Source organism: Streptomyces sp. NPDC093591, from assembly GCF_044764885.1.
In the GTDB taxonomy this organism is placed as follows: domain Bacteria; phylum Actinomycetota; class Actinomycetes; order Streptomycetales; family Streptomycetaceae; genus Streptomyces.
Map to the genome: position 1 here is coordinate 116,640 of NZ_JBIWIY010000022.1, position 23,012 is coordinate 139,651.

29 protein-coding genes and 1 tRNA gene are annotated in these 23,012 nt (G+C 71.4%); 23 read left to right on the forward strand and 7 right to left on the reverse strand.

Annotated elements, in window-relative coordinates:
- Positions 1 to 19: 19 nt before the first annotated feature.
- Genes ACIREI_RS38455 through ACIREI_RS38470 form a run of 4 tightly spaced genes read right to left on the reverse strand, consistent with a single transcriptional unit; the run spans position 20 to position 4,098 of the window.
- Positions 20 to 787 (reverse strand): SDR family NAD(P)-dependent oxidoreductase, encoded by a 768-nt coding sequence (locus ACIREI_RS38455; protein ID WP_403343379.1) that lies wholly within the window; start codon positions 785 to 787, stop codon positions 20 to 22.
- Positions 784 to 1,257: a cupin domain-containing protein gene (locus tag ACIREI_RS38460; protein WP_403343381.1), complete on the reverse strand. Its 474-nt coding sequence runs from the start codon at positions 1,255 to 1,257 to the stop codon at positions 784 to 786. Before ACIREI_RS38460 ends, ACIREI_RS38455 begins: the two co-directional genes overlap by 4 nt.
- Positions 1,254 to 1,862, reverse strand: a complete 609-nt coding sequence (locus ACIREI_RS38465; protein ID WP_403343383.1) for a GNAT family N-acetyltransferase — start codon at positions 1,860 to 1,862, stop codon at positions 1,254 to 1,256. Before ACIREI_RS38465 ends, ACIREI_RS38460 begins: the two co-directional genes overlap by 4 nt.
- Positions 1,855 to 4,098 carry a penicillin acylase family protein gene (locus ACIREI_RS38470; RefSeq protein WP_403343386.1) on the reverse strand — a complete coding sequence of 748 codons (2,244 nt, stop codon included), beginning with the start codon at positions 4,096 to 4,098 and terminating at the stop codon, positions 1,855 to 1,857. The genes ACIREI_RS38465 and ACIREI_RS38470 overlap by 8 nt, the downstream gene beginning before the upstream one ends.
- Before the next feature lie 77 nt (positions 4,099 to 4,175).
- Between ACIREI_RS38470 and ACIREI_RS38475 the strand changes: the two genes are divergently transcribed.
- From ACIREI_RS38475 to ACIREI_RS38510, 8 genes are all read left to right on the forward strand, one after another.
- Complete coding sequence (locus tag ACIREI_RS38475) at positions 4,176 to 4,895, forward strand: siderophore-interacting protein (protein WP_403343563.1); 720 nt, start codon at positions 4,176 to 4,178, stop codon at positions 4,893 to 4,895.
- A gap of 91 nt (positions 4,896 to 4,986) precedes the next feature.
- Complete coding sequence (locus ACIREI_RS38480) at positions 4,987 to 6,474, forward strand: hypothetical protein (protein ID WP_403343389.1); 1,488 nt, start codon at positions 4,987 to 4,989, stop codon at positions 6,472 to 6,474.
- 25 nt (positions 6,475 to 6,499) lie between these two features.
- Positions 6,500 to 7,081, forward strand: coding sequence for an HhH-GPD-type base excision DNA repair protein (locus tag ACIREI_RS38485; protein ID WP_403343392.1), 582 nt, complete (start codon positions 6,500 to 6,502; stop codon positions 7,079 to 7,081).
- Positions 7,082 to 7,666: 585 nt separating this feature from the next.
- Positions 7,667 to 8,347 carry an HdeD family acid-resistance protein gene (locus tag ACIREI_RS38490; protein ID WP_403343395.1) on the forward strand — a complete coding sequence of 227 codons (681 nt, stop codon included), beginning with the start codon at positions 7,667 to 7,669 and terminating at the stop codon, positions 8,345 to 8,347.
- A gap of 86 nt (positions 8,348 to 8,433) precedes the next feature.
- On the forward strand, positions 8,434 to 8,766 hold the full coding sequence (locus ACIREI_RS38495) for a hypothetical protein (protein WP_403343398.1): 333 nt from the start codon (positions 8,434 to 8,436) through the stop codon (positions 8,764 to 8,766).
- A 47-nt stretch (positions 8,767 to 8,813) separates the two neighbouring features.
- Positions 8,814 to 8,939, forward strand: coding sequence for a hypothetical protein (locus tag ACIREI_RS38500; protein WP_403343401.1), 126 nt, complete (start codon positions 8,814 to 8,816; stop codon positions 8,937 to 8,939).
- A 299-nt stretch (positions 8,940 to 9,238) separates the two neighbouring features.
- Positions 9,239 to 9,535, forward strand: coding sequence for a type II toxin-antitoxin system VapB family antitoxin (locus tag ACIREI_RS38505; protein ID WP_003999914.1), 297 nt, complete (start codon positions 9,239 to 9,241; stop codon positions 9,533 to 9,535).
- A gap of 134 nt (positions 9,536 to 9,669) precedes the next feature.
- Positions 9,670 to 10,293 (forward strand): LytR C-terminal domain-containing protein, encoded by a 624-nt coding sequence (locus ACIREI_RS38510; RefSeq protein ID WP_403343565.1) that lies wholly within the window; start codon positions 9,670 to 9,672, stop codon positions 10,291 to 10,293.
- 48 nt (positions 10,294 to 10,341) lie between these two features.
- Here ACIREI_RS38510 and upp read toward each other — a convergent pair whose 3' ends face one another.
- The gene (gene upp / locus ACIREI_RS38515) at positions 10,342 to 10,977 is read right to left on the reverse strand and encodes a uracil phosphoribosyltransferase (RefSeq protein ID WP_301999392.1); all 636 of its coding nucleotides are present in this window, start codon (positions 10,975 to 10,977) and stop codon (positions 10,342 to 10,344) included.
- A gap of 151 nt (positions 10,978 to 11,128) precedes the next feature.
- On the opposite strand from upp, the gene ACIREI_RS38520 reads away from it, so the two are divergent.
- From ACIREI_RS38520 to ACIREI_RS38560, 9 genes are all read left to right on the forward strand, one after another.
- Positions 11,129 to 11,323, forward strand: coding sequence for a hypothetical protein (locus ACIREI_RS38520; protein WP_403343404.1), 195 nt, complete (start codon positions 11,129 to 11,131; stop codon positions 11,321 to 11,323).
- A gap of 314 nt (positions 11,324 to 11,637) precedes the next feature.
- On the forward strand, positions 11,638 to 12,168 hold the full coding sequence (locus ACIREI_RS38525; RefSeq protein ID WP_403343568.1) for a hypothetical protein: 531 nt from the start codon (positions 11,638 to 11,640) through the stop codon (positions 12,166 to 12,168).
- Between the two features lie 65 nt (positions 12,169 to 12,233).
- Complete coding sequence (gene tadA, locus ACIREI_RS38530; protein WP_403343570.1) at positions 12,234 to 12,665, forward strand: tRNA adenosine(34) deaminase TadA; 432 nt, start codon at positions 12,234 to 12,236, stop codon at positions 12,663 to 12,665.
- An 80-nt stretch (positions 12,666 to 12,745) separates the two neighbouring features.
- Positions 12,746 to 12,830: transfer RNA gene (locus ACIREI_RS38535), tRNA-Ser, on the forward strand.
- 84 nt (positions 12,831 to 12,914) lie between these two features.
- On the forward strand, positions 12,915 to 13,094 hold the full coding sequence (locus tag ACIREI_RS38540; protein WP_403343407.1) for a hypothetical protein: 180 nt from the start codon (positions 12,915 to 12,917) through the stop codon (positions 13,092 to 13,094).
- Between the two features lie 9 nt (positions 13,095 to 13,103).
- Positions 13,104 to 13,397, forward strand: coding sequence for a Dabb family protein (locus tag ACIREI_RS38545; RefSeq protein WP_403343409.1), 294 nt, complete (start codon positions 13,104 to 13,106; stop codon positions 13,395 to 13,397).
- Between the two features lie 198 nt (positions 13,398 to 13,595).
- Positions 13,596 to 14,462, forward strand: a complete 867-nt coding sequence (locus ACIREI_RS38550) for an RNA polymerase sigma factor SigF (protein WP_274240787.1) — start codon at positions 13,596 to 13,598, stop codon at positions 14,460 to 14,462.
- 268 nt (positions 14,463 to 14,730) lie between these two features.
- Positions 14,731 to 15,642: an RNA polymerase sigma factor SigF gene (locus ACIREI_RS38555; protein ID WP_403343413.1), complete on the forward strand. Its 912-nt coding sequence runs from the start codon at positions 14,731 to 14,733 to the stop codon at positions 15,640 to 15,642.
- 49 nt (positions 15,643 to 15,691) lie between these two features.
- A complete protein-coding gene (locus ACIREI_RS38560; protein WP_403343415.1) occupies positions 15,692 to 16,441 on the forward strand; it encodes a hypothetical protein in 750 nt (249 codons plus the stop codon).
- A gap of 12 nt (positions 16,442 to 16,453) precedes the next feature.
- On the opposite strand, the gene ACIREI_RS38565 is transcribed toward ACIREI_RS38560, so the two are convergent.
- Complete coding sequence (locus ACIREI_RS38565) at positions 16,454 to 16,654, reverse strand: hypothetical protein (protein ID WP_403343418.1); 201 nt, start codon at positions 16,652 to 16,654, stop codon at positions 16,454 to 16,456.
- Between the two features lie 206 nt (positions 16,655 to 16,860).
- Here ACIREI_RS38565 and ACIREI_RS38570 point away from each other — a divergent pair, with 206 nt between their 5' ends.
- The 4 genes from ACIREI_RS38570 (at position 16,861) to ACIREI_RS38585 (ending at position 21,322) form a co-directional block, all read left to right on the forward strand.
- Positions 16,861 to 17,310 carry a MarR family winged helix-turn-helix transcriptional regulator gene (locus tag ACIREI_RS38570; protein ID WP_403343421.1) on the forward strand — a complete coding sequence of 150 codons (450 nt, stop codon included), beginning with the start codon at positions 16,861 to 16,863 and terminating at the stop codon, positions 17,308 to 17,310.
- Between the two features lie 13 nt (positions 17,311 to 17,323).
- Positions 17,324 to 19,840, forward strand: a complete 2,517-nt coding sequence (locus ACIREI_RS38575; RefSeq protein ID WP_403343423.1) for an MFS transporter — start codon at positions 17,324 to 17,326, stop codon at positions 19,838 to 19,840.
- Positions 19,841 to 19,926: 86 nt separating this feature from the next.
- Entirely contained in the window at positions 19,927 to 20,757 is an 831-nt protein-coding gene (locus ACIREI_RS38580; protein WP_403343426.1) for a YceI family protein, read from the forward strand.
- A 91-nt stretch (positions 20,758 to 20,848) separates the two neighbouring features.
- On the forward strand, positions 20,849 to 21,322 hold the full coding sequence (locus ACIREI_RS38585; RefSeq protein ID WP_403343430.1) for a PPOX class F420-dependent oxidoreductase: 474 nt from the start codon (positions 20,849 to 20,851) through the stop codon (positions 21,320 to 21,322).
- A 160-nt stretch (positions 21,323 to 21,482) separates the two neighbouring features.
- Here ACIREI_RS38585 and ACIREI_RS38590 read toward each other — a convergent pair whose 3' ends face one another.
- Entirely contained in the window at positions 21,483 to 22,250 is a 768-nt protein-coding gene (locus ACIREI_RS38590) for a TetR/AcrR family transcriptional regulator (RefSeq protein ID WP_403343433.1), read from the reverse strand.
- 356 nt (positions 22,251 to 22,606) lie between these two features.
- Between ACIREI_RS38590 and ACIREI_RS38595 the strand changes: the two genes are divergently transcribed.
- A complete protein-coding gene (locus ACIREI_RS38595) occupies positions 22,607 to 22,780 on the forward strand; it encodes a plantaricin C family lantibiotic (protein WP_403343435.1) in 174 nt (57 codons plus the stop codon).
- Between the two features lie 53 nt (positions 22,781 to 22,833).
- Positions 22,834 to 23,004: a class II lanthipeptide, LchA2/BrtA2 family gene (locus ACIREI_RS38600; RefSeq protein WP_403343438.1), complete on the forward strand. Its 171-nt coding sequence runs from the start codon at positions 22,834 to 22,836 to the stop codon at positions 23,002 to 23,004.
- Positions 23,005 to 23,012: the final 8 nt, after the last annotated feature.

A 23,012-nucleotide genomic window follows, 5' to 3' on the forward strand; every position in this document is an offset into this window, starting at 1 on the left:
GGGCAAGCGGCGGCGCCGGTCACCACGTCGGCCGCGCCGACACCCCGCCGTCCACCACCAGATCGTGCCCCGTGACCCACGAGGCCAGCCGCGACGCCAGGAACACACACGCGTCCCCCACGTCCTCCGGCCGCCCCAACCTCCCCACGGGAGCCGCCGCACGCCACCTCCGCACCCCCTCCGGCCAGGCCTCCTCCAGCCCCTCCCGGTGAATCAGCCCCGGCGAGACCGAGTTGACGCGGATCCCGAAGCGTCCGTACTCCAGGGCGGCCGAGCGGGCGTGCATCACCACCGCCGCCTTGGAGGCGGAGTAGTGGGCGTGCAGGGGTGCCGGGCGGCTCGCCTCGATGGATGCGATGTGGGTCACCGAGCCGCCCCCGGGCTGCTCCCGCATGATCTCGGCCGCCGCCTGCGTGCACGCGAAGACGCTCGACAGGTTGGTGTCCACGACCGCCCGCCACTCCGCCACAGCCATGCCGGACAGCTCCCGCGTCGGTTGCACGCCCGCGTTGTTGACCAGCGCCGTCAGCCGCCCGCCGCCCCACTCGGCGGCCTCCCCCAGCACCCGCCGGCACGCGTCCTCGTCGGTCAGATCACCGCGCACCACCACGGCCCGCCCGCCCGACTTGCGGACCCGGGACGCCACGTCGTGCGCCGCCTCCACCGCCGTACGGCAATGCAGGACGACCGCCGCCCCCTCCTGCGCGAACCGCAGCGCGATCCCCCGCCCCATGCCGCCGCCCGCGCCCGTGACGAGGGCGACCTGTCCTTCGAGGAGTCCGCTCATGGGCGGCACAGTCCCGCGATCCGGGCGGCTTCGGCGGGATAGCGCGCCGTCAGGTCCGCCAGGTCGCCGTGCTCGTAGCCCTCGTAGGTGAAGCCGGGCGCCATCGTGCAGCCGAAGAACGCCCAGGATCCGCCCACCGCCACCCGGGCGCCCATCCAGGTGCCGGCCGGGACGGTGAGCTGGATGTGCTGGCCGCGCAGGAGGTCGGGACCGAGCACGGCGGTGCGTGATGTGCCGTCGGGGGCCAGGAGCAGCATCTCCAGGGGATCGCCCAGATAGAAGTGCCAGATCTCGTCGGACGGCAGGCGGTGCAGGGCCGAGAAGTCGTCCGAGGTGAGCAGGACGACTATCGCCGAGCCCTGCGGCCGTCCGTCGGCGAGCTCAGGGCCCGCCCACGTACGGCGGAACAGCCCGCCCTCGCGCGGGATCGGCTCCAGTTCGTAGTGCGCGACGAGGTCTTCGGGAGTCACGCCGGGAAGGCTACCGCCCGGGTGAGGAAGGCGAGTTGGGCCTCCTTGCGCGGGATGTACACGTCCGGCAGGTCGACCTCCGGCAGCACGACCACCGGGCCCGCCGTGAAGCCCTGCTTGAGGAAGCGGGCGATGGCCTTGTCGTTGCGCACATCCGGGTCGACGACGACCCGCCGCCGGTCCAGGGTGCGGAAGACGTACGACGTGATGACGGTCAGGAGCGCCGACGTCCAGCCGGGCCGCGCCCCCTGCGGACCGGCCGGCGCGAGCAGCAGGTGGACGCCGATGTCTCCGGGGCGGACCTCGTAGCACTCGCTGACACGGTCGGCCTCCGGCTCGTACGTCTGGAGGAGCGCGACCGGCTCGCCGTCCCGCAGGACCAGGAAGGCGTGATGGGTGTCGAGGGTGTCCATGTGGGCGTAGATCTCGGCCACCTGGTCCCTGGTCACGCCGTTCATGCCCCAGAAGGAGGCCCGCTCCTCGCTGACCCAGCCGTGCACGACCTCGGCGTCGGCCCGCGGGTCGAGGGGCCGGATGCGGACGGTTCCGAAGCCGTCGACTCCCTCTTCGTGGACGGGTTCGCGGACGATGGTCGGCTCAGACATCGGACTCCTTCTGCAGCTTGGTGAAATCGGTGACGATCGCGGCCAGATCTCCCTTGAGCCACAAGGGGAGTTGGTCGCGGTGGTGGGACGAGCCGGGGATGCCGGAGGCGCCGAGCGGGACCACCCAGCGGCTCGCCTCGCGGTCGGCCAGGTCCCAGACGTAGCGGGCGGCCGGACCGCGTGCGCTCAGGTCGGTGAGGCCGGGTACGGCGGAGGTGCACAGCACGCAGTCGTGGTCGCCGGAGAGGCCGGGTGCGTCGAACGCCGGGTCGGGGAGCGCCCGCCAGGGAACGAGGCGGTGGGTGTCGCCCCAGGTGCCGACGGACTGCCCGGCGGCCACCTCCTCGACCGCCGCGCGGACGGCCTCGGCACGGTCGATGCCGTACGACTCCTCCAACTCCTCGGCGCGCAGGAGGTGTTCGAGGGCGAAGCCGACGCGCGGCAGCAGGGCCAGCCAGGGGAGGAGGACCTCCGGGTAGGCGGGCGGGGCCGACAGCGCGGCGAAGGCCGGATGCGCGGCGAGTCGTCGTACGACCGCCCCGCGCACCGCCGCGTACACGGCCGCGGCCTCGCTGTTCGCGTCCATGCGGCGGTCCCAGGCCAGGAGGGTCCGCCGGATGCGGGCGGCCTCGGGGGTGAGGGTGTCGACGGAGCTCAGGAGGTCCAACAGGGGTGCCGCGGAGGCCAGGTGCGTGTCCATGTGGATCGCCGGCATGTCGGCGGCCGACCAGTGCTCCTTCTCCCCCAGCAGTTGCGTGATGCGGTCGGCGCGATGGGGCGGGGCGAACTCGACGCCGAGCGGGGTGGCGAGGCCGCGCTGGTTGGCCATGGCGGCGATGCCGTCGGTGAGGCCGCCGCGGGGCGTCTCGTGCCAGCCCTGCCAGTCGTGGCCCGGCTCCCAGGCGGGGACGAGGCGGGTGCGGTTGTCCTCGGCCCGCACCGGCACCTTCCCGGCCACGCGGTGCAGCAGTCCGCCCTCGGTGTCGGCGGCCTGGACGACGTTGACGGGCTCGGCCCACAGCTCGACGGCACGGTCGACGTCGGCGACGCGGCGGGCGCGCAGGAGGGGGAGCAGGGCGCTGAAGCCGAGGTCGCCGGTGACGCGAGGCGGATAACGGAGGGCGATGGGAGCTATCAGCCCGTCCGGCGTTTGAGGACGAGGCCCGTTCAGGGCCGGAGCGGGGTCCGGGGCGGCAGCCCCGGCGGGGTCGAAGGGGCGGAGCCCCTGGGGATGGGAACGGGCAGGGGCGGCGGGGGCGAGCAACTCACCGCCCGCACCCACCGCATCCACCTCGGCCACCCCGCTCTCCAGCCCCTCCGGACCTCCGATGATCACCGGCCCCCGCTCCGTCTCGATCACCTCGACCTCGACCGGTTCCTCCCCCGCTACCTCCACGACCTCGACGTGCCGCGAGGCGCGCCGCCACACCCCGTCGGGCCCGAGCGCCTCCACCCCCGCCCCCGTACGCCGCAACCGCTCCCGGTACAGGTCCTGGTAGTCGGCCATGGCGTTGGTGATGGCCCAGGCGACCGTGCCGGTGTGGCCGAAGTGGCCGATGCCGGGGATGCCGGGGACGGCGAGGCCGACGACGTCGAACTCGGGGCAGGAGAGGTGGATCTGCTGGTAGACGCCGGGCTCCTCGATGAACCGATGAGGGTCCCCCGCGATGATGGCGTGCCCGGTGACGGTCCGCTCCCCGCTCACCAGCCAGCCGTTGCTGCCCGAGGTGCCCGGCCCGTCGGTGGCGAACAACGTCACCGCGTCGGCGCCGAGATGCCGTACGACCTGCTCGCGCCAGAGCTTGGCCGGGAAGCCCGCGAAGAGGATGTGGATGCCGAGCCAGACGCCGAGCGGGGTCCACGGCTCCCAACGACCGGGGGTCAGGCCGGTCCGCGCGAACTCCGGCGTACGACGAGCCCCCTCCGCCAGCCCCTCGTTCACCCCGTCGACATACGCCCGCACCCACGCCGCGGTCTCCGGATCCCGCCCCTCCAGCTCGGCGAAGCAGCGTCTCGCCGTGTCGTCCAGGCGGGCCCGTCTGACGAACCGGTCCCAGGGCAGGGCCTCGGCGCCGAGGAAGGACGCGGACGTGCCCTGCGCCCGGTGCCGCTCCACCTCCAGCTGCCAGGCCCGGTCGAGGGCGGTGACGCGGCCCTGGACGCGGGCGAGCTCTCTCGCGCCGTTCGCACGGAGATGCGGAATGCCCCAGGCATCACGGAAGATCTCGCCGGTCACCTGTGCCCCTCCTTTGCTTTAGGTTAGGCTTCCCTAAGTGATTGGTGCAGGAATCGTACGCGAAGGGTGAAGAGACCATGGGGCAGGGGCACGGCTGGGAGGGCGCGGTCCTGAAGCTGCTGCGCGCCAAGGACTTCGTCTTCACGGTGACGGGCGCCGAGGACGTCACCGAGCACTACCGCCGCGTCCACCTCACGGACGGCGGCATGCTGGCCGCGACCGGCGTGCACCCGACCATGTGGGTCCGCCTGTGGTTCGACAACGCGGGCAAGCCCCATCAGCGCGCCTACACCCTGGTCGACCCGGACCCGGCGGCCGGCACCTTCAGCCTGGAGTTCGCCCTGCACGAGGGCTGCGCCAGCGACTGGGCGCGGGCGGCGAAACCCGGCGACACGATCGAGGCGACCATCCACGGCACCGGGTTCACCGACCCCGACCCGGCCCCCTCCCACGTCTTCGCCGTCGCCGACCCCGCCTCCCTGCCCGCCCTCAACTCCCTGCTCACCACCCTGGATTCGGCGTCGGCCACGGTCTGGTTCGAGGGCGAGCAGGACGACCTGCCCTTCCGCACCGAGCCGTCCCGCCACGAAGTGCGAAAGGTCCCCCGCCGCGACTCCGGCGCCCACCTGGTCGCCCAGGTGAAGGACGCCCTGCCCGCCCTCCTCGACGGCACCCCGGACCCGTACGTCTGGATCGCCTGCGACACGGCGACGACCCGCGCCCTCACGGCGTACGTCCGCAAGGAGCTGGGCCTGCCGAAGCAGCGGGTGAACGCGCTGGGGTACTGGCGTCCCTGACCCGGCACAGGACTGTGGGGCGGGGGCGTACAACCGTTCGTGCGTCTGGTGCGTCAAGGGGGGCGTCTGTCGCACGAGTCGAGGAGCCCCCTTGCGCAGAGCAGTCACGGCCGCCGCGGTACTCACCGCGTCCGTCGCCGCCACCCTCACCCCCGTGACGTCCTCCGCCGCCGCCCCCTTCAAGGGCGCCAACACGGCCGCGGTGCAGGACGACTTCAACGGTGACGGCTACCGCGACCTGGCGGTCGGCGCGCCGGGCGCCTCCAACGGCACGGTGGAGGAGGCCGGTTCGGTCGTCGTGCTCTACGGCTCGGCGTCCTCGGTGAGCACCACCCGCCGTACGGTCATCACCCAGGCGACCACCGGTATCCCCGGTACCGCCGAGGAGTCCGACCGCTTCGGCAGGACGGTGGCCGGCGCCGACCTGGACCGGGACGGCTACGCCGACCTGCTCGTCGGCGCCCCGGGCGAGGATGTCGGCGATGCCGCGTCGCGGGGCTCGGTGACCGTGGTGTGGGGCGGACCGAACGGGCTGAAGGGCGGCGCGAACATCGCCCCTCCGGCCGGGTACGGCGAGGACCGGACCTACTGCCGCTTCGGCATGTCCATCGCCACCGGCGACATGAACGGCGACGGCGCCCCCGAGGTCGGCATCGGCTCGGGCTGCCACATCGCCTCCTACAGCGGCCCCTTCACCCGCACCGGCCAGGCCGCCTCCCGCTACCTGGAGTGGCGGGAGAACGCCCGAGGCGTGGTGATGGGCGACGTGAACGGCGACGGCAGGGCCGAGCGCTTCTACCTGGCCGGGCCCACCGACGGCGACATCCGCGGACCGGTGACCCTCGACGCGGGCGCCCCCAGCTCCTCGGACCCCCTCGTCAACCAGGGCGTCGAACTGCCGTACGCCGACGGCCACGCCGGACAGATCGGCGACGTCAACGGCGACGGCTACGGCGACCTGGTCACCGGTATCGCGGGCGACGACTCCCACTTCAACGCGCCCACCCCGGCGGCCCGTCGCGGCGGCGAGATCCAGGTCCTCTACGGCAGCGCCCAGGGCATCACCGCCGAGCAGAAGCCGAAGGTCTTCCACCAGGACACGGCCGGCGTCCCCGGCAGCGCGGAGTGGGGCGACTGGTTCGGCCAGTCCCTGAGCGTCGGCGACGTCAACGCCGACGGGTACGCCGACGTCCTCGTCGGCTCCCCCGAGGAGGCCGTCGGGTCGCGTGCCTCGGCGGGCACCGCCGTCCTGCTGCGCGGCTCCGCCACCGGCCTGACCACCACCAGGGCCGTCGGGTACACCCAGGACACGGCGGGTGTGCCCGGCTCCGTCGAGACGGGCGACCAGTTCGGCGGGACCGTCCACCTCGCCGACCTGAACAAGGACGGCAAGGCCGAGACGGTGGTCGGCGCCCCCGGCGAGAACAGCGACGGCTGCGTCTGGGTCGCCCGCGGCTCGGCCTCCGGCCCGGTCACGAGCGGCTCGGTCAACCTGTGCGGCAAGGGTGCCGGCATCACGGTGCGGGGCATGGAGGCCGGCTTCGGCGCCGCCCTCGTCAGTCCTCACGTGGAGAACTGACGCCGACCACGACATGATCGGGGTCATGGACGTCACCCTTCACCTCGCCCAGGACCCCGAGGCCGACGAACTCCTCGGCCGCAGCCCGCTCGCCGCGCTGGTCGGCATGCTGCTGGACCAGCAGGTTCCGATGGAGTGGGCGTTCAAGGGCCCCCGTACGATCGCCGACCGCCTCGGCACGGACGACCTGGACGCCCACGACATCGCCGCCCAGTCCCCGGAGACCTTCGCGTCCCTCCTCTCCGAGAAGCCGGCGGTGCACCGCTACCCGGGCTCGATGGCCAAGCGGATCCAGCAGCTGTGCACGTACCTCGTCGAGCACTACGACGGTGACGCCGAGCTCGTCTGGAAGGGCGTCGACGACGGCCGGGAACTGCTGCGCCGCCTGGAGGACCTGCCCGGCTTCGGCAAGCAGAAGGCCCAGATCTTCCTCGCCCTCCTGGGCAAGCAGCTGAACGTACGCCCCAAGGGCTGGCAGGAGGCCGCCGGCGCCTACGGCGAGCCGAAGTCCTTCCGCTCGGTCGCCGACATCACCGGCCCCGAGTCCCTGGCCAAGGTACGAGCCCACAAACAGGAAATGAAGGCAGCGAAGGCCTCCGGCAAGTAGCCCACCCCGGCCGCCCGGCCCGACGGTGATGGCAGGCGGGACACCCGCCCGACAGCAACCTCCGGCCCACGGGCCGGCGGGACGCCAACCCGCCCGCCCGGAAGCAGCAACCTGACGCCGACGATCCGACACACCGGCGCGCCAACCCGACGGCCCCCCCGACACACGCGGCGGCGGGGCGGCTCCGGCCCGAGAGCGGCGGCCCGGCTGCCTGAGCTGCCCCGGCCGCCGCACGCTCGGCCTGGGCGCACCGACCCGCGCCCCCTTCGCCGTACGCCTCGAACACCACCCCGGCCCAGGGCAACACGGCCGCAGCCGGCCGCCCCGGAATCAGCCCGGCGCCGGCCATCAGGCGCGAAATCCGCACGGCGGCAACCGCCCGGCCCGAGAGCGGCGGCCCGGCAGCAGCCAACCGCCCCGCACCCCCATGGCGGCCATCCCCCAAGGGAGCGTCCCGGCGTCAGCCACCCCGCCCAGGAACAGCTCGGTCGCAGCCACCCGCCCCGTAAACACCCCCACGCCGGACGTCAGTCGACTGGACCGCTTCAGATGGCGGAGCCCGCGGCCTCGTTCGCAGCATGGAGCATGAGCGAGGCACCGACCGGCTCCCCCTACGGCCGGGACTACGACGACCGCCGGGTCCACGCCGGTCACCCACCCGGGCCAATCGGGCCGGGGACCTCCCATGAGCCCGAGCCGCCGCTCGAGGGGCCGCTGCACGCCCTCTCGCGCGCCGCCTGGCAGATCGTTCTGGTCACCGGCGTCGCCTCCCTGGCGCTGGGCATCCTGGTCCTGGTCTGGCCGGGCGCCCCGCTCTTCGTCTCCGGTGTCCTCTTCGGCCTCTACCTCCTGATCAGCGGCGTGTTCCAGCTGGTCGCCGCCTTCGGCACGCACCGGACGACCTCGCTGCGGGTGCTGGCCTTCATCAGCGGCTCCCTGTCGGTGCTCCTCGGCCTGTTCTGCTTCCGCCGCCCGATGCAGTCGGTCCTGCTGCTCGCCCTGTGGATCGGCATCGGCTGGCTCATCCGCGGCATCACCCAGACCCTGGCCGCCGCCTCCGACAAATCCATGCCGGCCCGCGGCTGGCAGATCTTCCTCGGCGTCATCACCTTCGCCGGCGGCATCGTGCTGATCGACTCCCCGATCGAGTCGGTCACCGTGCTCATGCTGCTCGCCGGATGGTGGCTCGTGGCGGTCGGCATCGTCGAGCTCGTCACCGGCCTGCGGATGCGGGAGCGGGCCCGCCAGGTCCCGCACGAGCTGTGATACCCGCCGCGCACCGGTACGCCGTGCGGGCGGATCTCCCGTCCGACGCGATGAACGCCGTACGGCCGCCGGGGAGATGACCTTCCGTGAGCACCGCGCGACGCCCCCTGCTCAGCCACGCCTGGCTGCGTGTCCTCGTGCTGCTGCTCGCCCTGCTGGTGCCGGGCGCGCACGCGCAGGCGCACACCGTGCCCATGGCGGCCTCCGGTGCCTCCGGCGAGCTCGCCGAGCACGACGTCCTCGACACACTCCTGCGGCCCCCGGCCCGCCCCGACCGACGCACCACCGTTCGGCTGCGTCGGCCCGCAGCCCAGCCGAAGCAGGGGCCACCCGGCACCCGGCCCTGCCCTGCGCACCCCGCGCCGCCACGGCCGCCGTACGTCCCGCACATCCTGCGCACTGTGGTCCTGCGCTGCTGACAGACCCCGCGACGAGGTCAGCCGACACGACCACAAGGAGCACAGCAATGCCCACCGACCCTTACGCGGTCCTGCGCGCCCTGCTGCGCGCGGAGGCCGTACGCAACGCCCCGAAACCGCAGGTGCAGAAGGAGAAGCCGCAGCAGCCCCCGAAGGTACGGGAGCGCGGCTGACGCCTACGTGGCGGAGGCGGGCCTGCTACGGGAGTCCCGGCCTCCGCCACGTACCGACCGAGCCCTGTCCACAGCCTGTGCATACCGCCGGTACGGACGCCGTCTCCTTTCGAGCGAATCAGACGTCCGGCTCGCTCCCGGCCGCCGTCCGTGGCGTCCGTTCGGGTCCGTTCCGGCTTCCGATCGGGCCGCCGTTCCGCCACTCCCTCCCGGTACATCCGTTTTTGTCGCATCTTTTCCAGTGCCGCACTCGGCCGCCATGGCTGCGCCCGGAAGGTCTTGACCGGTAGGCTTTCCGTGTGATCTTCAAGCGCATCGGAAACGGCCGGCCGTACCCCGACCACGGCCGGGAAAGCACCCGGCAGTGGGCGGACGTCGCGCCGCGCCCGGTCCGCCTCGATCAGCTCGTGACGACCAAGGGCCAGCTCGATCTGGAAACCCTGCTCGCCGAGGACTCGACGTTCTACGGCGACCTCTTCGCGCACGTCGTGAAGTGGCAGGGCGACCTGTATCTGGAGGACGGCCTCCACCGCGCGGTGCGCGCGGCGCTCCAGCAGCGCCAGGTGCTGCACGCGAGGGTCCTGGAACTGGACTGACCCGGGGCCGACACCCCCGTACCCGCACAGTTGGCCCTTTCGGGTTGGACTGAGCGGGATCGAATGATCATCTAGTAGGCATTGCCGCCCAGGAGCACTACGCTGCGCCCATGAGCATGCTGACTCCCCCCGGCATGGGCGGCCAGTACCGGATCAAGGGGGACAAGTACCCGCGGATGCGACGCCGTCGGCGGCCCGGCAGGCTCGTCGCCGCCGCCGTCGCCTCCGTCGCCGTACTCGGCATGCTCGGGTGGGGCACGCTGCAGCTCATCGACGTGTTCACCGGGGGCGGCGGAAAGGCCTCGGCAGCCGGCACGAAGGCCGACTGCGGGACCAGGGCGACCCCCTCGGCCACGCCCGGGGCCACGGGGGCGCCGCCCAAGCCGGGCAAGATCACCGTCAACGTCTTCAACGCCACCACCCGCAGCGGCCTCGCCAAGCAGACCGCGGACGAGCTGAAGAAGCGCGGCTTCAAGATCGGCGACGTGGGCAACGCGACGGAGCAGTTCGACAAGAAGATCAAGGGCACGGGGCTCCTGCTCGGCCCGGACTCGGCCCTGGACACCTCGCTGCCCGTCCTCGCCACCCAGCTCGGCAACGCCGAGAGCCGCACCGACGCCGCCCGCAAGGGTCCGGCCGTCGACCTGATCATCGGCGACAAGTTCAAGGGCCTGACGAAGAAGGCGGACGCCGACAGGGCGCTGACCGCACTGGCCAACCCCGAGCCGACGCCCGCCGCTTCAAAGAATGGCTGCTGACCAACGCCCTGAAAGGGGCGCGGGGCTGTGTCGATATGCGGCTCCGCCCTACTCGGCCGCCCCGTAAAGACGATCCCCCGCGTCCCCCAGCCCGGGAACGATGTACCCGTGCTCGTTGAGGTGGTCGTCCACCGCGGCCGTCACCACCGTCACCGGCGTCCCCGCCAGCTCCCGCTCCATCAGCTCCACACCCTCGGGCGCCGCGAGCAGCACCACGGCCGTGACGTCATCGGCGCCGCGCTTGATCAGCTCCCGGATCGCCGCGACCAGCGTGCCCCCCGTGGCCAGCATCGGGTCCAGCACGTACACCTGACGGCCGGAAAGGTCCTCCGGCATGCGTGAGGCGTACGTGGAGGCCTCGAGGGTCTCCTCGTTGCGGATCATGCCCAGGAAGCCCACCTCGGCGGTCGGCAGCAGCCGGACCATGCCGTCCAGCATGCCGAGGCCGGCCCGCAGGATCGGCACCACGAGCGGGCGCGGGTGGGAGAGCTTGACGCCGGTGGTGTCGGTGACCGGGGTCGTGATGTCGACCGCTTCGGTGCGCACGTCCCGCGTGGCCTCGTAGGCGAGCAGGGTGACCAGTTCGTCGGCGAGCCGCCGGAAGGTCGCGGAGTCGGTGCGCTGGTCGCGCAGCGTGGTGAGTTTGTGGGCGACCAGAGGGTGGTCGACGACGTGGAGACGCATGTCCACAACAGTAACGGTGCTCGCGCGCCCACCCGTCGCCCACTACCGCCCTGCTCGAGAGGGCTCCGCCCTCGCCCCTCTTGAATCCGAGCTGGCGTCAAACCGCCCATCGGAGGGAAAGTGGGAGGGACGTACCGGGGGTGGTGAGCCGATGCCTGATCCTGAGTCCCCAGCGGATCCCGCGCAGGACACGCCGGAGGAGACCGACGTCGCGCGCCGTCGGCGCCGGGACCGGTTCCTGCGGGAACTCGCCGAGGCCCGCGAACTGCGCGACCGCGTCCAGCCACGCCGCGCCAAGGCGGCCCGCCTGCGACACGCGCTGCGTATGCGGACGTTCCGCTGGTAGGGGGAGGCGCCGGGGAAGATCCGCGGTCCGCGGGTGCGTTGCGGCGGTGGGCGTGCGTGGACACCTGGAAAAGCCGCGTACGATCCGCACGTGGCAGCAACGACTGTGCTGGTCGGTCCTTTACGGAGGTGCTCGCGCCTCCCCCGGGACAACGCGATCAAAACTGCCGGACACAGGGAGCCGAAGACGTCCCCTGAACGCCTTGTTTCTGCCACGATTCCGAGTGGGTGGGCTCGGAGCACAGCTCTCCCCACCTCCAACCTCCGCCGGGGGGACCCCCAACCGGCACGCCTATGACCAGTGGGAGAGTCACGGTGTACTTCGCCGCACTGCTCGCGCGCACCGAAGACGGGTGGGAAGCGAGCGACACAGAGCTCGACGATGTGGAAACCCTGTCGGACCTGGCCGACCTGGCCCGTGAAGCCTCTCCCGAGGACGACACGGTGCTGGTGCTCATCGAGCAGGAGGACGCCTGGTTCGGCGTCGTCCGGATCGACGGCGAGGACGACCCTCGGATCTACGTCTCGGACGCCGCCGCCGCTGCCCGCAGCAGTTACGGGGAGATCCTGCTCACCGACGAACTGCTCGGCAGGGAGCCCGGCGACGACGGCCCCGACCTGGACGCCCTCGACCTCGACGGCACGGAGGAGCCGGACGGCGACTCCGACGACGACGAGGACGGCGGCTCCGCGGAAGCCGTCCCGCACAGCCCCGTCGGTGACACCGAGATCCTCGACGACCTCGGCGTCAGCGAGAAGGAGCTGAAGGCCCTGGACGCCGAGGACGCGCTGGGCGCGATCGCCGAGGCCCTGGGTGCCTCGGAGGTTCTGGAGACCGTCCGCTGACCTCGTTCGACCAGGGGTCGGCGCCCGAGGTGCCCGATCCGATACGCGACCGCTGGCGGGCCGCGATGCGGCTCGCCCTGGACGAGGCCGAACTGGCCGTCCGGGGCGGGGACGTCCCCGTCGGCGCCGTCGTGCTGGCCGCGGACGGCACGACGGTCCTCGGGGTCGGGCACAACGAGCGCGAGGCGACCGGCGATCCGACCGCCCACGCCGAGGTGCTGGCGATCCGGCGTGCGGCGGCGAAGGCCGGGGAGTGGCGGCTTTCGGGCTGCACGCTCGTCGTCACGCTGGAGCCCTGCACGATGTGCGCGGGCGCCCTCGTGCAGTCCCGCGTGGACCGGGTCGTCTACGGCGCCCGGGACGAGAAGGCCGGCGCGGCGGGCTCCCTCTGGGACGTCGTACGCGACCGGCGGCTCAACCACCGGCCCGAGGTGATCGAGGGCGTGCTCGCCGGGGAGTGCGCCCGGCTCCTCACCGACTTCTTCCGCCGCCGCTGACCCGGTGCGGTCTCCTGACCGGGGGCCTCGTCGGGAAACGGATTTCACAGCACGGCCGACCGTGCTGTAAGGTCTCCCTCGGTAGCGTGTCCGAGCGGCCGAAGGAGCTCGCCTCGAAAGCGAGTGTGGCGCAAGTCACCGAGGGTTCAAATCCCTCCGCTACCGCTCTCAGAAGGGCCCCGTCGAAAGACGGGGCCCTTCGTGCGATCATGTGCGGTCGATGGGGCAAAAGTGACAGGGGAGGCCGCGATGGCGGTGAATTCGAAGAAGGTCGCCGTCTATGTGGTCGTGGTCTTCGTGCTCTACGTGATCATCACGGACCCGAAAGGGGCCGCCGGCTACGTCGAGATAGGGTTCGAGGGCATATCGGACGCCGCCAAGGCCATCGGCGACTTCATGACGTGGATCGCCAACGGAGGCGGCAACTAGGGAGTGCCCATGATTCGCCACCTGGTCCTCTTCAAGCTCAACGAGGGCGTCGAGCGCGACGACCCACGGGTCGTGGAGGGCGTCGAGGCGTTCCGCTCGCTGGAGGGACGGATCCCCGAGATCCGGCACTGGGAGCTCGGCTGGAACATCAGCGACCGCCCCATCGCCTACGACTTCGCGATCAACTCCGCCTTCGACGACGTGGCCGCCCTGCGGAAGTACGGGGAGCACCCCGAGCACCAGGCGGGGGTCACGCTGTGGCGGGAGTTCGCCACCTGGGTGATCGCCGACTACGAATACTGAGCCCCAGCGCCGCGGATCCATCCGGATCTGCCCGGTCTTCCCGGAGCCCTCCGCCGGAACGGCGGGGGGCTTTCGCATGCCCGGCCCCCGAATCCATCCCCGGAACCATCCCCAACACGGCGTTATGCGGTGCTTGCACACGGTGGACATGTCTTGTGATGCTATGACCGCTTTTGACGGATGAGTTGATGTGAGTTGATGGATCACGAGGTGGAGTTGACCGTGCCGGCCAGTACTGCGCCTCAAGCCCCGGCCCAGGAGGACACCCCCGCGGACACGCCCGCGCCCACACCGCCCCGCAGTCGCGGCGCCGACACCCGGGCGCTCACCCAGGTGCTCTTCGGCGAGCTGAAGGAGCTGCAGCCGGGCACTCCGGAGCACAACCGCGTACGCGGGGCGCTCATCGAGGCGAACCTCCCGCTCGTGCGCTACGCGGCCGCCCGCTTCCGCTCCCGCAACGAGCCGATGGAGGACGTGATCCAGGTCGGCACCATCGGGCTCATCAACGCCATCGACCGCTTCGACCCGGACCGGGGCGTGCAGTTCCCGACCTTCGCGATGCCGACGGTCGTGGGCGAGATCAAGCGGTACTTCCGGGACAACGTCCGCACGGTCCACGTACCGCGCCGGCTGCACGAGCTGTGGGTCCAGGTCAACAGCGCTACCGAGGACCTGACGACCGCCTTCGGGCGCACTCCCACCACCGCCGAGATCGCCGAGCGGCTGCGCATCACCGAGGACGAGGTGCTGTCCTGCATCGAGGCCGGACGGTCGTACCACGCCACCTCGCTGGAGGCCGCGCAGGAGGGCGACGGGCTGCCCGGGCTGCTGGACCGGCTGGGCTACGAGGACCCGGCGCTGGACGGCGTGGAGCACCGGGATCTGGTCCGGCATCTGCTGGTGCAGCTCCCCGAACGCGAGCAGAGAATCCTGCTCCTGCGTTACTACAGCAACCTCACTCAGTCGCAAATCAGTGCGGAACTCGGGGTCTCCCAGATGCACGTCTCGAGGCTACTCGCGCGTAGCTTCCAGCGACTGCGTTCGGCGAACCGGATCGACGCCTAACCGCAAACACGAGCGACCGGTAACCGTCCCGAGCGAATCGCTCACCAGGGCGGATCCCGACAGTTCTGCGTTGAAACACCGTCAGACCCCCTTTATCCAGGGCGGATTCGAGTCTCACATGTCGACATGTCACTACAGCGTGTTGCCGACATGTGACATTCTTCGGCTAGCGCGTTTGCCGTGGCTTCGGCTCCGGTATTCAGGTGAAGGCTGGCGTTCCTCGATCGGAGCGTTCGCCACGACCGTCCCGCGACCCAAAGGGGGTGGCATGTCCGCAGATCAGGGCAGCTCGAAGGTGCTCACGCTCGCGAAGAGCGAGTCCGCGCCCGACGCCGCGCTCGACGATGTTCCGGCCCTCGAGGCCGTTCCGGCACCGGCCGTCCCGGTCGATGACGTCCCGGCCTGGCCGGCCACGGCGAATATCGACACCCGCACCCTTTCCCGCTCCCTGTTCCTGCGGCTCGCCACCCTGGACGAGAACAGCCCCGAGCGCGCATACGTCCGGGACACCCTGATCGAGCTCAACCTCCCCCTCGTGCGCTACGCGGCGGCCCGCTTCCGCTCGCGCAACGAGCCGATGGAGGACATCGTCCAGGTCGGCACCATCGGCCTGATCAAGGCGATCGACCGCTTCGACTGCGAACGGGGCGTGGAGTTCCCGACGTTCGCGATGCCGACGGTCGTGGGCGAGATCAAGCGGTTCTTCCGCGACACCTCCTGGTCGGTGCGCGTCCCGCGCCGTCTGCAGGAGCTGCGGCTGGCCCTCACCAAGGCCAGTGACGAGCTCTCCCAGAAGCTGGACCGCTCCCCGACCGTCACCGAACTCGCCACCGTGCTGGGCGTGTCCGAGGAGGACGTCGTCGACGGCCTCGCGGTCGGCAACGCGTACACCGCCTCCTCGCTGGACTCCCCGGCCCCGGAGGACGACGGCGGCGAGGGCTCCCTGGCCGACCGGCTCGGCTACGAGGACACCGCCCTCGAAGGCGTCGAGTACCGCGAGTCCCTGAAGCCGCTGCTGGCCAAACTCCCGCCCCGCGAGCGGCGGATCATCATGCTGCGCTTCTTCGCCAACATGACCCAGTCGCAGATCGGCGAGGAGGTCGGCATCTCCCAGATGCACGTCTCCCGGCTGCTGACCCGGACCCTGGCGCAGCTGCGTGAGGGACTCATCTCCGACTGATCCCGCCCGGCCCCTTCATAATTGACGGAGCGTCAGCCACCATGGCCGGATGCTTCGCGCGACATGGTCGACGTGGACGACCTGGACACATGGCCGTCGGTGCGCCCTACTCGGCGCGTCGACGGCCGTCGTCTGCCTGGGCGGGGTGCTGGCCGCGTGCGGGAGCGGCGGGAGCGGTGACGGCTACGTCGCCACGGGGGCGGCGGGAGGACCGCCCCGCGTCTCCGGTACGGCTGGCGCGCCGACGGGCGAGGTGACGCTGGTGCCGCTCGACGGGCCGGAGAGCGGCGGCGTCAGCGGCGGCGGTGCAGGTGGCGGTTCCGGCAATTCCCCCGGCGAGGAGGGGAGCCGGGCGCCGGCGCCCTCTCCGGGAACAGAACGCGAAGGGGCGGAGAGTCCCGCCGGCCTCCCGAGCGGCGCCCACAGCCCCGCGGCCACGCCGTCCGACTCGGCCGCCCCGCCCCACGCCTCACCCGCTCCCTCGGCATCCGCACCCGCGAAGCTCACCGTGAGCGCCCCCGAACGGGAGCCCACCGACAAGCGCTGGTGCGAGAAAGTGACCCTCGGCTTCCACAACGCGGGCGGCGCGGCCGTGCGTTCCGGCACCGTCACCTTCGGCACCCACGTCATCGGCGCGCTCGGTGTCGACTGGGCGACGGTCGAGTCCACGGAGGAACTCCCGGCGCCGATCGGGGCCGGGGCACGCGAGGAGAAGACCTGGACGGTGTGCGTGGACGCCTGGCGCGTGCCGCTGGGCATGCACATCGAGACGCGGGACGTCACCGTCCGGTGGGAGTAGCGGCCGTACGGCCTACTTGAACGCCAGCCAGGCCACCGCCGCGACGACCGCCACGGCGACGACGACGCCGAGGATCAGGCCGATGCGGGGGCCGCCGGAGGCGGAGGCCTGCTGCTGCCGACCGCCCTGCGGGCCCTCGTCGACGAACGCGCGGAACATCTGGGTGCTGCCTGCGGGGTCATGGTTGCCCTGGGGGCCCTGGGTGTTAGCCATGGCCCGAGACCCTAGCGAATCCGCCCGTTCGGCCCAAGTGGGGGCTCCCGCCCTGCACAGGGGGTCACAGGACCCACCCCACCTGCACATTTACGGTCGCAATACTTGCCTTTGCCAAGTTTTTGCGGCGACCGGCCCGTGTTTTGTTTGCCTGCAGCAACCAACAGCTCCTATGGTTGCCCTAAGCAACAAACGACGGAGGTGTGATGGCCGAGCAGGCGCAGTACGAGGAGCTGGTGCGCCAGTTCAGCGCCTTCGGCGCCGTGAAACGGGAGATAGGGCGGACGCTGCCGTCCGACTGCTCCTCCGGTTCCGCCGCCGTACTGACGTTGCTGGCCCGCCACGGGGAGATGCGCATGAGCAAGCTCGCGGAGCTGCTCGCCGTGGACATGTCGGTCACCAGCCGTCATGTCGCCCACGTCGCCGAGCGCGGCTGGATCGAGCGCTCCCCCGACCCGGCGGACAAGCGAAGCCGCATCCTCCGCCTCACCCCGGCCGGTGAGGGCCGGGTGCGGGAGATGTCCCGGCGGACCACGCAGCTGCTCGCCGAGCGGCTGAGCGACTGGACCGACCACGACGTCGCCGAACTCACCCGGCTCATGGCCCGGCTCAGGGCCAGCTTTGACGACTGCCGTACACCCGCGATCACCCAGTAAGAGAAGGAAGCCCATGGCAACGACCACACCAGCCGGTGTGCGGGCCCACGCCAAGCACTCGTCAGGCGCTCCCGCCGACGGTGCCCCGATGTCGCACCGGCAGATCCTGGAAGCGCTGACCGGGCTGCTGCTCGGCATGTTCGTCGCGATCCTGTCGTCGACGATCGTCTCCAACGCCCTGCCCGACATCATCAAGGACCTCGGCGGCGGCCAGAGCGCCTACACCTGGGTGGTCACCGCGTCGCTGCTGGCGATGACCGCGTCCACCCCGCTGTGGGGCAAGCTCGCCGACCTGTTCTCCAAGAAGCTGCTGGTCCAGCTGGCCCTCGTCATCTACGTCCTCGGCTCGGCGGCGGCCGGTCTGTCGCAGAACGCCGGCATGCTGATCACCTTCCGCGCCGTCCAGGGCATAGGCATGGGCGGTCTGTCCGCGCTGGCCCAGATCATCATGGCCGCGATGATCGCCCCGCGTGAGCGCGGCCGCTACAACGGCTACCTCGGCGCCACCTTCGCCACCGCCATGGTGGGCGGCCCGCTGATCGGCGGGGTCATCACCGACACCGACTGGCTCGGCTGGCGCTGGTGCTTCTACGTCGGCGTGCCCTTCGCCGTCATCGCCCTGATCGTGCTCCAGCGCACCCTGCACCTGCCGGTCGTCCGGCGGAAGGTCAAGGTCGACTGGGCGGGCGCCTTCTTCATCACCGCCGCGGTCTGCCTGCTGCTGATCTGGGTGACCTTCGCCGGTGACAAGTACGACTGGCTGTCCTGGCAGACGTACGCGATGACCGGCGGCGCGCTCGCCCTGCTGCTCGTCTTCGTGCTCGTCGAGACCAAGGCGAGCGAGCCGATCATCCCGCTGCGCCTGTTCCGCAACCGCACCATCACCCTCGCCTCGCTGGCCTCCCTCTTCGTCGGCGTCGCGATGTTCTCGGGCACCATCTTCTTCAGCCAGTACTTCCAGCTGGCCCGCGACAAGTCGCCGACCATGTCCGGCGTCATGACCATCCCGATGATCCTCGGCCTGTTCGTGTCGTCGACCGTCTCCGGCCAGGTCATCACCCGCACCGGGCGCTGGAAGGCGTGGCTGATCTCCGGTGGTGTGCTGGTCACGGCGGGCCTGGGCCTGCTGGGCACGATGCGCTACGACACCGCGTACTGGAAGGTCGGCGTCTTCATGGCGCTGCTGGGCCTCGGCATCGGCATGATGATGCAGAACCTGGTGCTCGCCACCCAGAACCAGGTGGCCCCGAGCGACCTGGGCGCCGCCAGCTCGGTGGTGAACTTCTTCCGCTCCCTCGGCGGTGCCATGGGCGTCTCGGCCCTGGGCGCGGTCCTCAGTCACCGGATCACGCACTACGCCGAGGAGGGCCTCGCCAAGCTCGGCGTGCAGGGCTCCTCGGGCCACGGTGAGATCCCCGACCTCGACGCGCTGCCGGCCCCGGTGCGCACCGTCATCGAGAGCGCGTACGGCCACGGCGTCGCGGACGTCTTCCTGTACGCCGCGCCGATCGCCTTCCTCGCCCTCGTGTTCGCCCTGTTCATCAAGGAGGTCCCGTTGAAGACGAAGGGCGCCCTGGCCCAGGCCGCCGAGTCCGAGACCCCGCGGGCGCCTCAGGCGGCCGAGGCTGCGGCGCCGGCCGCCGCGCGGGAGCGGGTCCCGAGCTGGGCCGCCGCGTCCTCCGACACCGAGGCCGCTCCCGACGGCACCCAGAAGCTCGCCGCCGTGGCCACCGTGGTCCGTCCCGAGGAGTCCACCGGTTCGTCCGGCGGCGTCCCGGTCCGCGGCTTCGTGCGGGGCGCCGAGAGCGCGCCGGTGCCGCAGGCGGCGATCACGCTCATCTCGCTCGCCGGCCGGCAGCTGGGCCGCTCGGTGGCGCAGGCCGACGGTTCGTACGCCGTCGACGCCCCCGGCGCGGGGTCGTACGTCCTGATCGCCTCCGCCGACGGCTTCCAGCCGCAGGCGTCCACGGTCGTCGTGAACGGCGACGAGCCGGTGTCGTACGACGTCCTGCTCAGCGGCACGAGCGGCCTGACCGGTGTGGTCCGGGCCGCGGGGAGCGCGCTGCCCGTGAAGGACGCGATGGTGATCGTCACCGACGTCCGCGGGGATCTGCTGGCCACCGCCGCCACCGGTGAGCAGGGCGAGTTCGGCTTCGCCGAGCTGGTGCCGGGTGCCGTGACCGTCGCGGTGAACGCCGCCGGGTTCCGGCCGCGGGCCCTGCCCGTCGAGATCGGCGGCACCGGGGTCACCCGGATCGAGGTCGACCTCGAGTCGGGCGCCCAGGTCCAGGGCGTGGTCCGGGCACCGTACGGCGCGCTGGCCGACGCCCGCGTGACCCTGGTCGATGCGGCGGGCAACGTCGTGGGCACCGCCACCACCGGCGCGGACGGGGCGTACGCCTTCACCGACCTGGACAGCGGCGAGTACACGGTCATCGCGACGGGATACCCGCCGGTGGCGACGGCTCTGACGGTGACCGGCCGCGGCGTCGACGACCACGACATCGAACTCGCCCACCCCGGCGAGTAGTTCGGACCCCGGCCCGTGGTGGGTGGCGCGCTCTGAGCGGAGGTGCGCCGCCACCACGGGCCGGTCTCAATCGAGGAGCTTGTGAGATGGGACTGACCGCGAGGATCCGTACGCGGGACGGATGGGCCGTGTCGCACGCGGTCGTCACGGTGACCGACATGACCGGAACGCAGGTGCTGCGGGCGGAGGCGGACGCGGAGGGGGCCGTACGGGACGCCGATCCCCTGCCCCCGGGCGCGTACACGGTCATCGTCACCGCCGTCGGCTACGCGCCCGCCGCCGCGAGCGCGATCGTCACGGCGAGCGGGCGCGCCGAGGTCGGCACGGTGACGCTGGCCCGGCAGGGCGGCGCGGAACTGCCGCCGCCGGGGCCCTGGACCATCGACCCGGCGCACTCCAGCGTGGCCGCCGTCGCCCAGCACCTGGGCATCTCCAGCGTGCACGGCCGTTTCACCCACTTCTCCGGCGTCATCGAGATCGCGCCGGACGACGTCACCAAGTCCCGGGTGGAGGCGGCGATCCGGGCCGACTCGATCGACACGGGCAACGGCATGCGGGACGGGCATCTGAAGTCGGCGGACTTCCTGGACGTGGAGCGGTACCCCGAGATCACCTATCGGTCGACGGGGGTCACGGCCGCCACGGGCTCGGATCGCTGGACGGTCCACGGCGAACTGGGCATGCACGGAGTCGTACGGCCCGTGGACCTGGACCTGGCCTACCTCGGCACGGGGGCCGACCCGTGGGGCGGCACGCGGGCGGCGTTCCGGGCCACGGCGGAACTCCATCGGGACGACTTCGCCATGAACTACAACCAGGTGGTGCAGGCAGGCATCGCGGCCATCGGTACGACGCTGAAGGTGGAGCTGGACATCCAGGCGGTGCAGGGAGAAGCACTCCCGCCGGCGGGAAGCTGACGCGAGATCGTCGCGGCGGGCGATGCCGGCTGCGAGGGTACGCACGACAGGGTCACGCTGAGGGGGCCGGCCAGCCCCTAGGCTGAGCCCCATGGCACCGAACATCGCGACGAATACCCGGGTCTCACTCGAAGAGCTGCTGGACTTCGTACGGCCCCGTCACCGCGCCATCCTGCTCACCCGGCGGGCGGACGGGAGCCCGCAGGCCTCGCCGTTGACCTGCGGGGTCGACGACTCGGGGCGGATCGTGGTCTCCACGTATCCCGAGCGGGCCAAGACGCGGAACGCGAAGCGGGATCCTCGGGTGAGCGTCCTGGTCATCAGCGACGACTGGAACGGGCCCTGGGTGCAGGTCGATGGTTCCGCGGAGGTCATCGACTCGCCGGAGTCCGTGGAGCCGCTCGTGGAGTACTACCGGAACATCGCCGGGGAGCATCCGGACTGGGACGAGTACCGGTCGGCGATGCTGAAGCAGGGGAAGTCCATCATTCGGGTGACGCCGGAGAAGTGGGGGCCGGTGGCTACGGGTGGATTTCCCGCGCGGCTTGTTTCGGACGACGCCTGAGAGCTCGGGGGGTGCGGGACGTTCCCCGCGCGCCTGAGGTCCGCTAGGACCCGTCGTTTGGATCATGCCGGCGTCGCGGGGCGTGGCACGCGCTCCCCCATCGCCCCGCTCGGGTCGGCTGAAATGCACCGCACAGCCGGCCTGATCCAAACGACAGGGCCTAGCCGTGCCGCGTCTTCTGGACCATCGCCTCGATGCCCGCCACCAGTAGGTCCAGGGCGAACTCGAAGTCCCGTTCCCACATTTCCTCGACCGTGTCGCCGCCGCGGGCCGCCATGAGTTCCGCGGAGTCCTGGACGATGTCGGAGGTGTCCGGGGCCTGCGTCACCATGCTCATGGCGTGGTGGAAGTAGTCGTCGGGGGTCATGCCGAAGGCCGCGCTGCGGGCGAGGAAATGGCCCTCCATCGTGCCGAAGCCGTACACGAACTGGAAAACGGCGGAGATGGCGGCCACCAGTCCGTGTGCGGGCAGCCCGGTCCTGCGGATGATCCGCTGCACAAGGCGGGAGAAGGCGAGGCTGTTCGGGCCGATGTTGACGTAGGTGCCGATCAGCGGCGACAGCCACGGGTGGCGGACCAGCAGGTCACGGTACATACGGGCCAGCGCGCGCAACTCGTCCCGCCAGTCCTCGTCCGCCTCCGGGTCGGGCAGCGTCAGTTCGCCGAACGCGGCGTCGAGGGCGAGTTCGAGCAGGTCGTCCTTGGTGTCGACGTACCAGTAGACGGACATCGCCGTGACGTCGAGCTCCGTGGCGAGGCGCCGCATGGAGAACTTGGCCAGGCCCTCGGCGTCCAGCAGCCGCACCGTGACCGCGACGATGCGCTCCCGGTCCAGTCCCGACGGCTGCCCCCCGCCGCGCCCTCCACGACGGGGCCGGCCCTCCAGCCAGACACTTGCCCGCGCCCTCCGCTTGGCCGTCCCCGCCATGGCGCACCTTCCTCACGTCCGATGCCGGTCATGCTAGGCCCGTCGCCTCGAAAGGCCGCAGACACGGTCGGCCATTCCACGCCCCGGTGACCAGTCCTTTCCCGCCCCGGTGACCTGCTCCCCTCCCGTCCCGGTGACCTGTTCCCTTCTCGTTCCCGTGGACTGCCCGGCCGTCCTGCCCCGCCGCGCCGCGCCTGCCGCGTGTCCGACGCGTGCCCAGCGCGTGCCCACCATGTGCGCGGCGTGTGCGCCCGGGACATTTCGCGTGTGCTCCGGAAGAACGTCGCACCGGGAGGCTCTTCTCAGCCGCCACCGAACGGGGCGGCTTCGCATCCCGACCATCGGAGGGAAACGGAATGGAATCCGTCTACCAGGGCGACATCGCCCTCATCGACGAGATCGCCGAGCAGGACTTCGACGGTGTCGCCTACGGCGCGTGCACCACGAACACCTTCTCCCTGAGCGACGCCCTCGGCAACCAGGGCGGCTGGTGCACCTTCACCAAGGAATGCCAGCCCAACTGCAACTGAACTCCGGGACGCATTCCGGCAGTTCACCGAACCCACTCAGAAAGAGGTACATCATGCAGGAGAAGCGCGAGGACATCCTCGGCGGTTACGACGAGCTGGAGCTCGTCGAGCTGGGCGAGGAGGGCGTCTACGGCGGTACCGCCTGGGCCTGCGCGACCGTGAGTCTCGCCAGTGCCGTGAGTGCCGCAGTGTGCCCGACGACGAAGTGCACCAGCAAGTGCTGACACAGCGG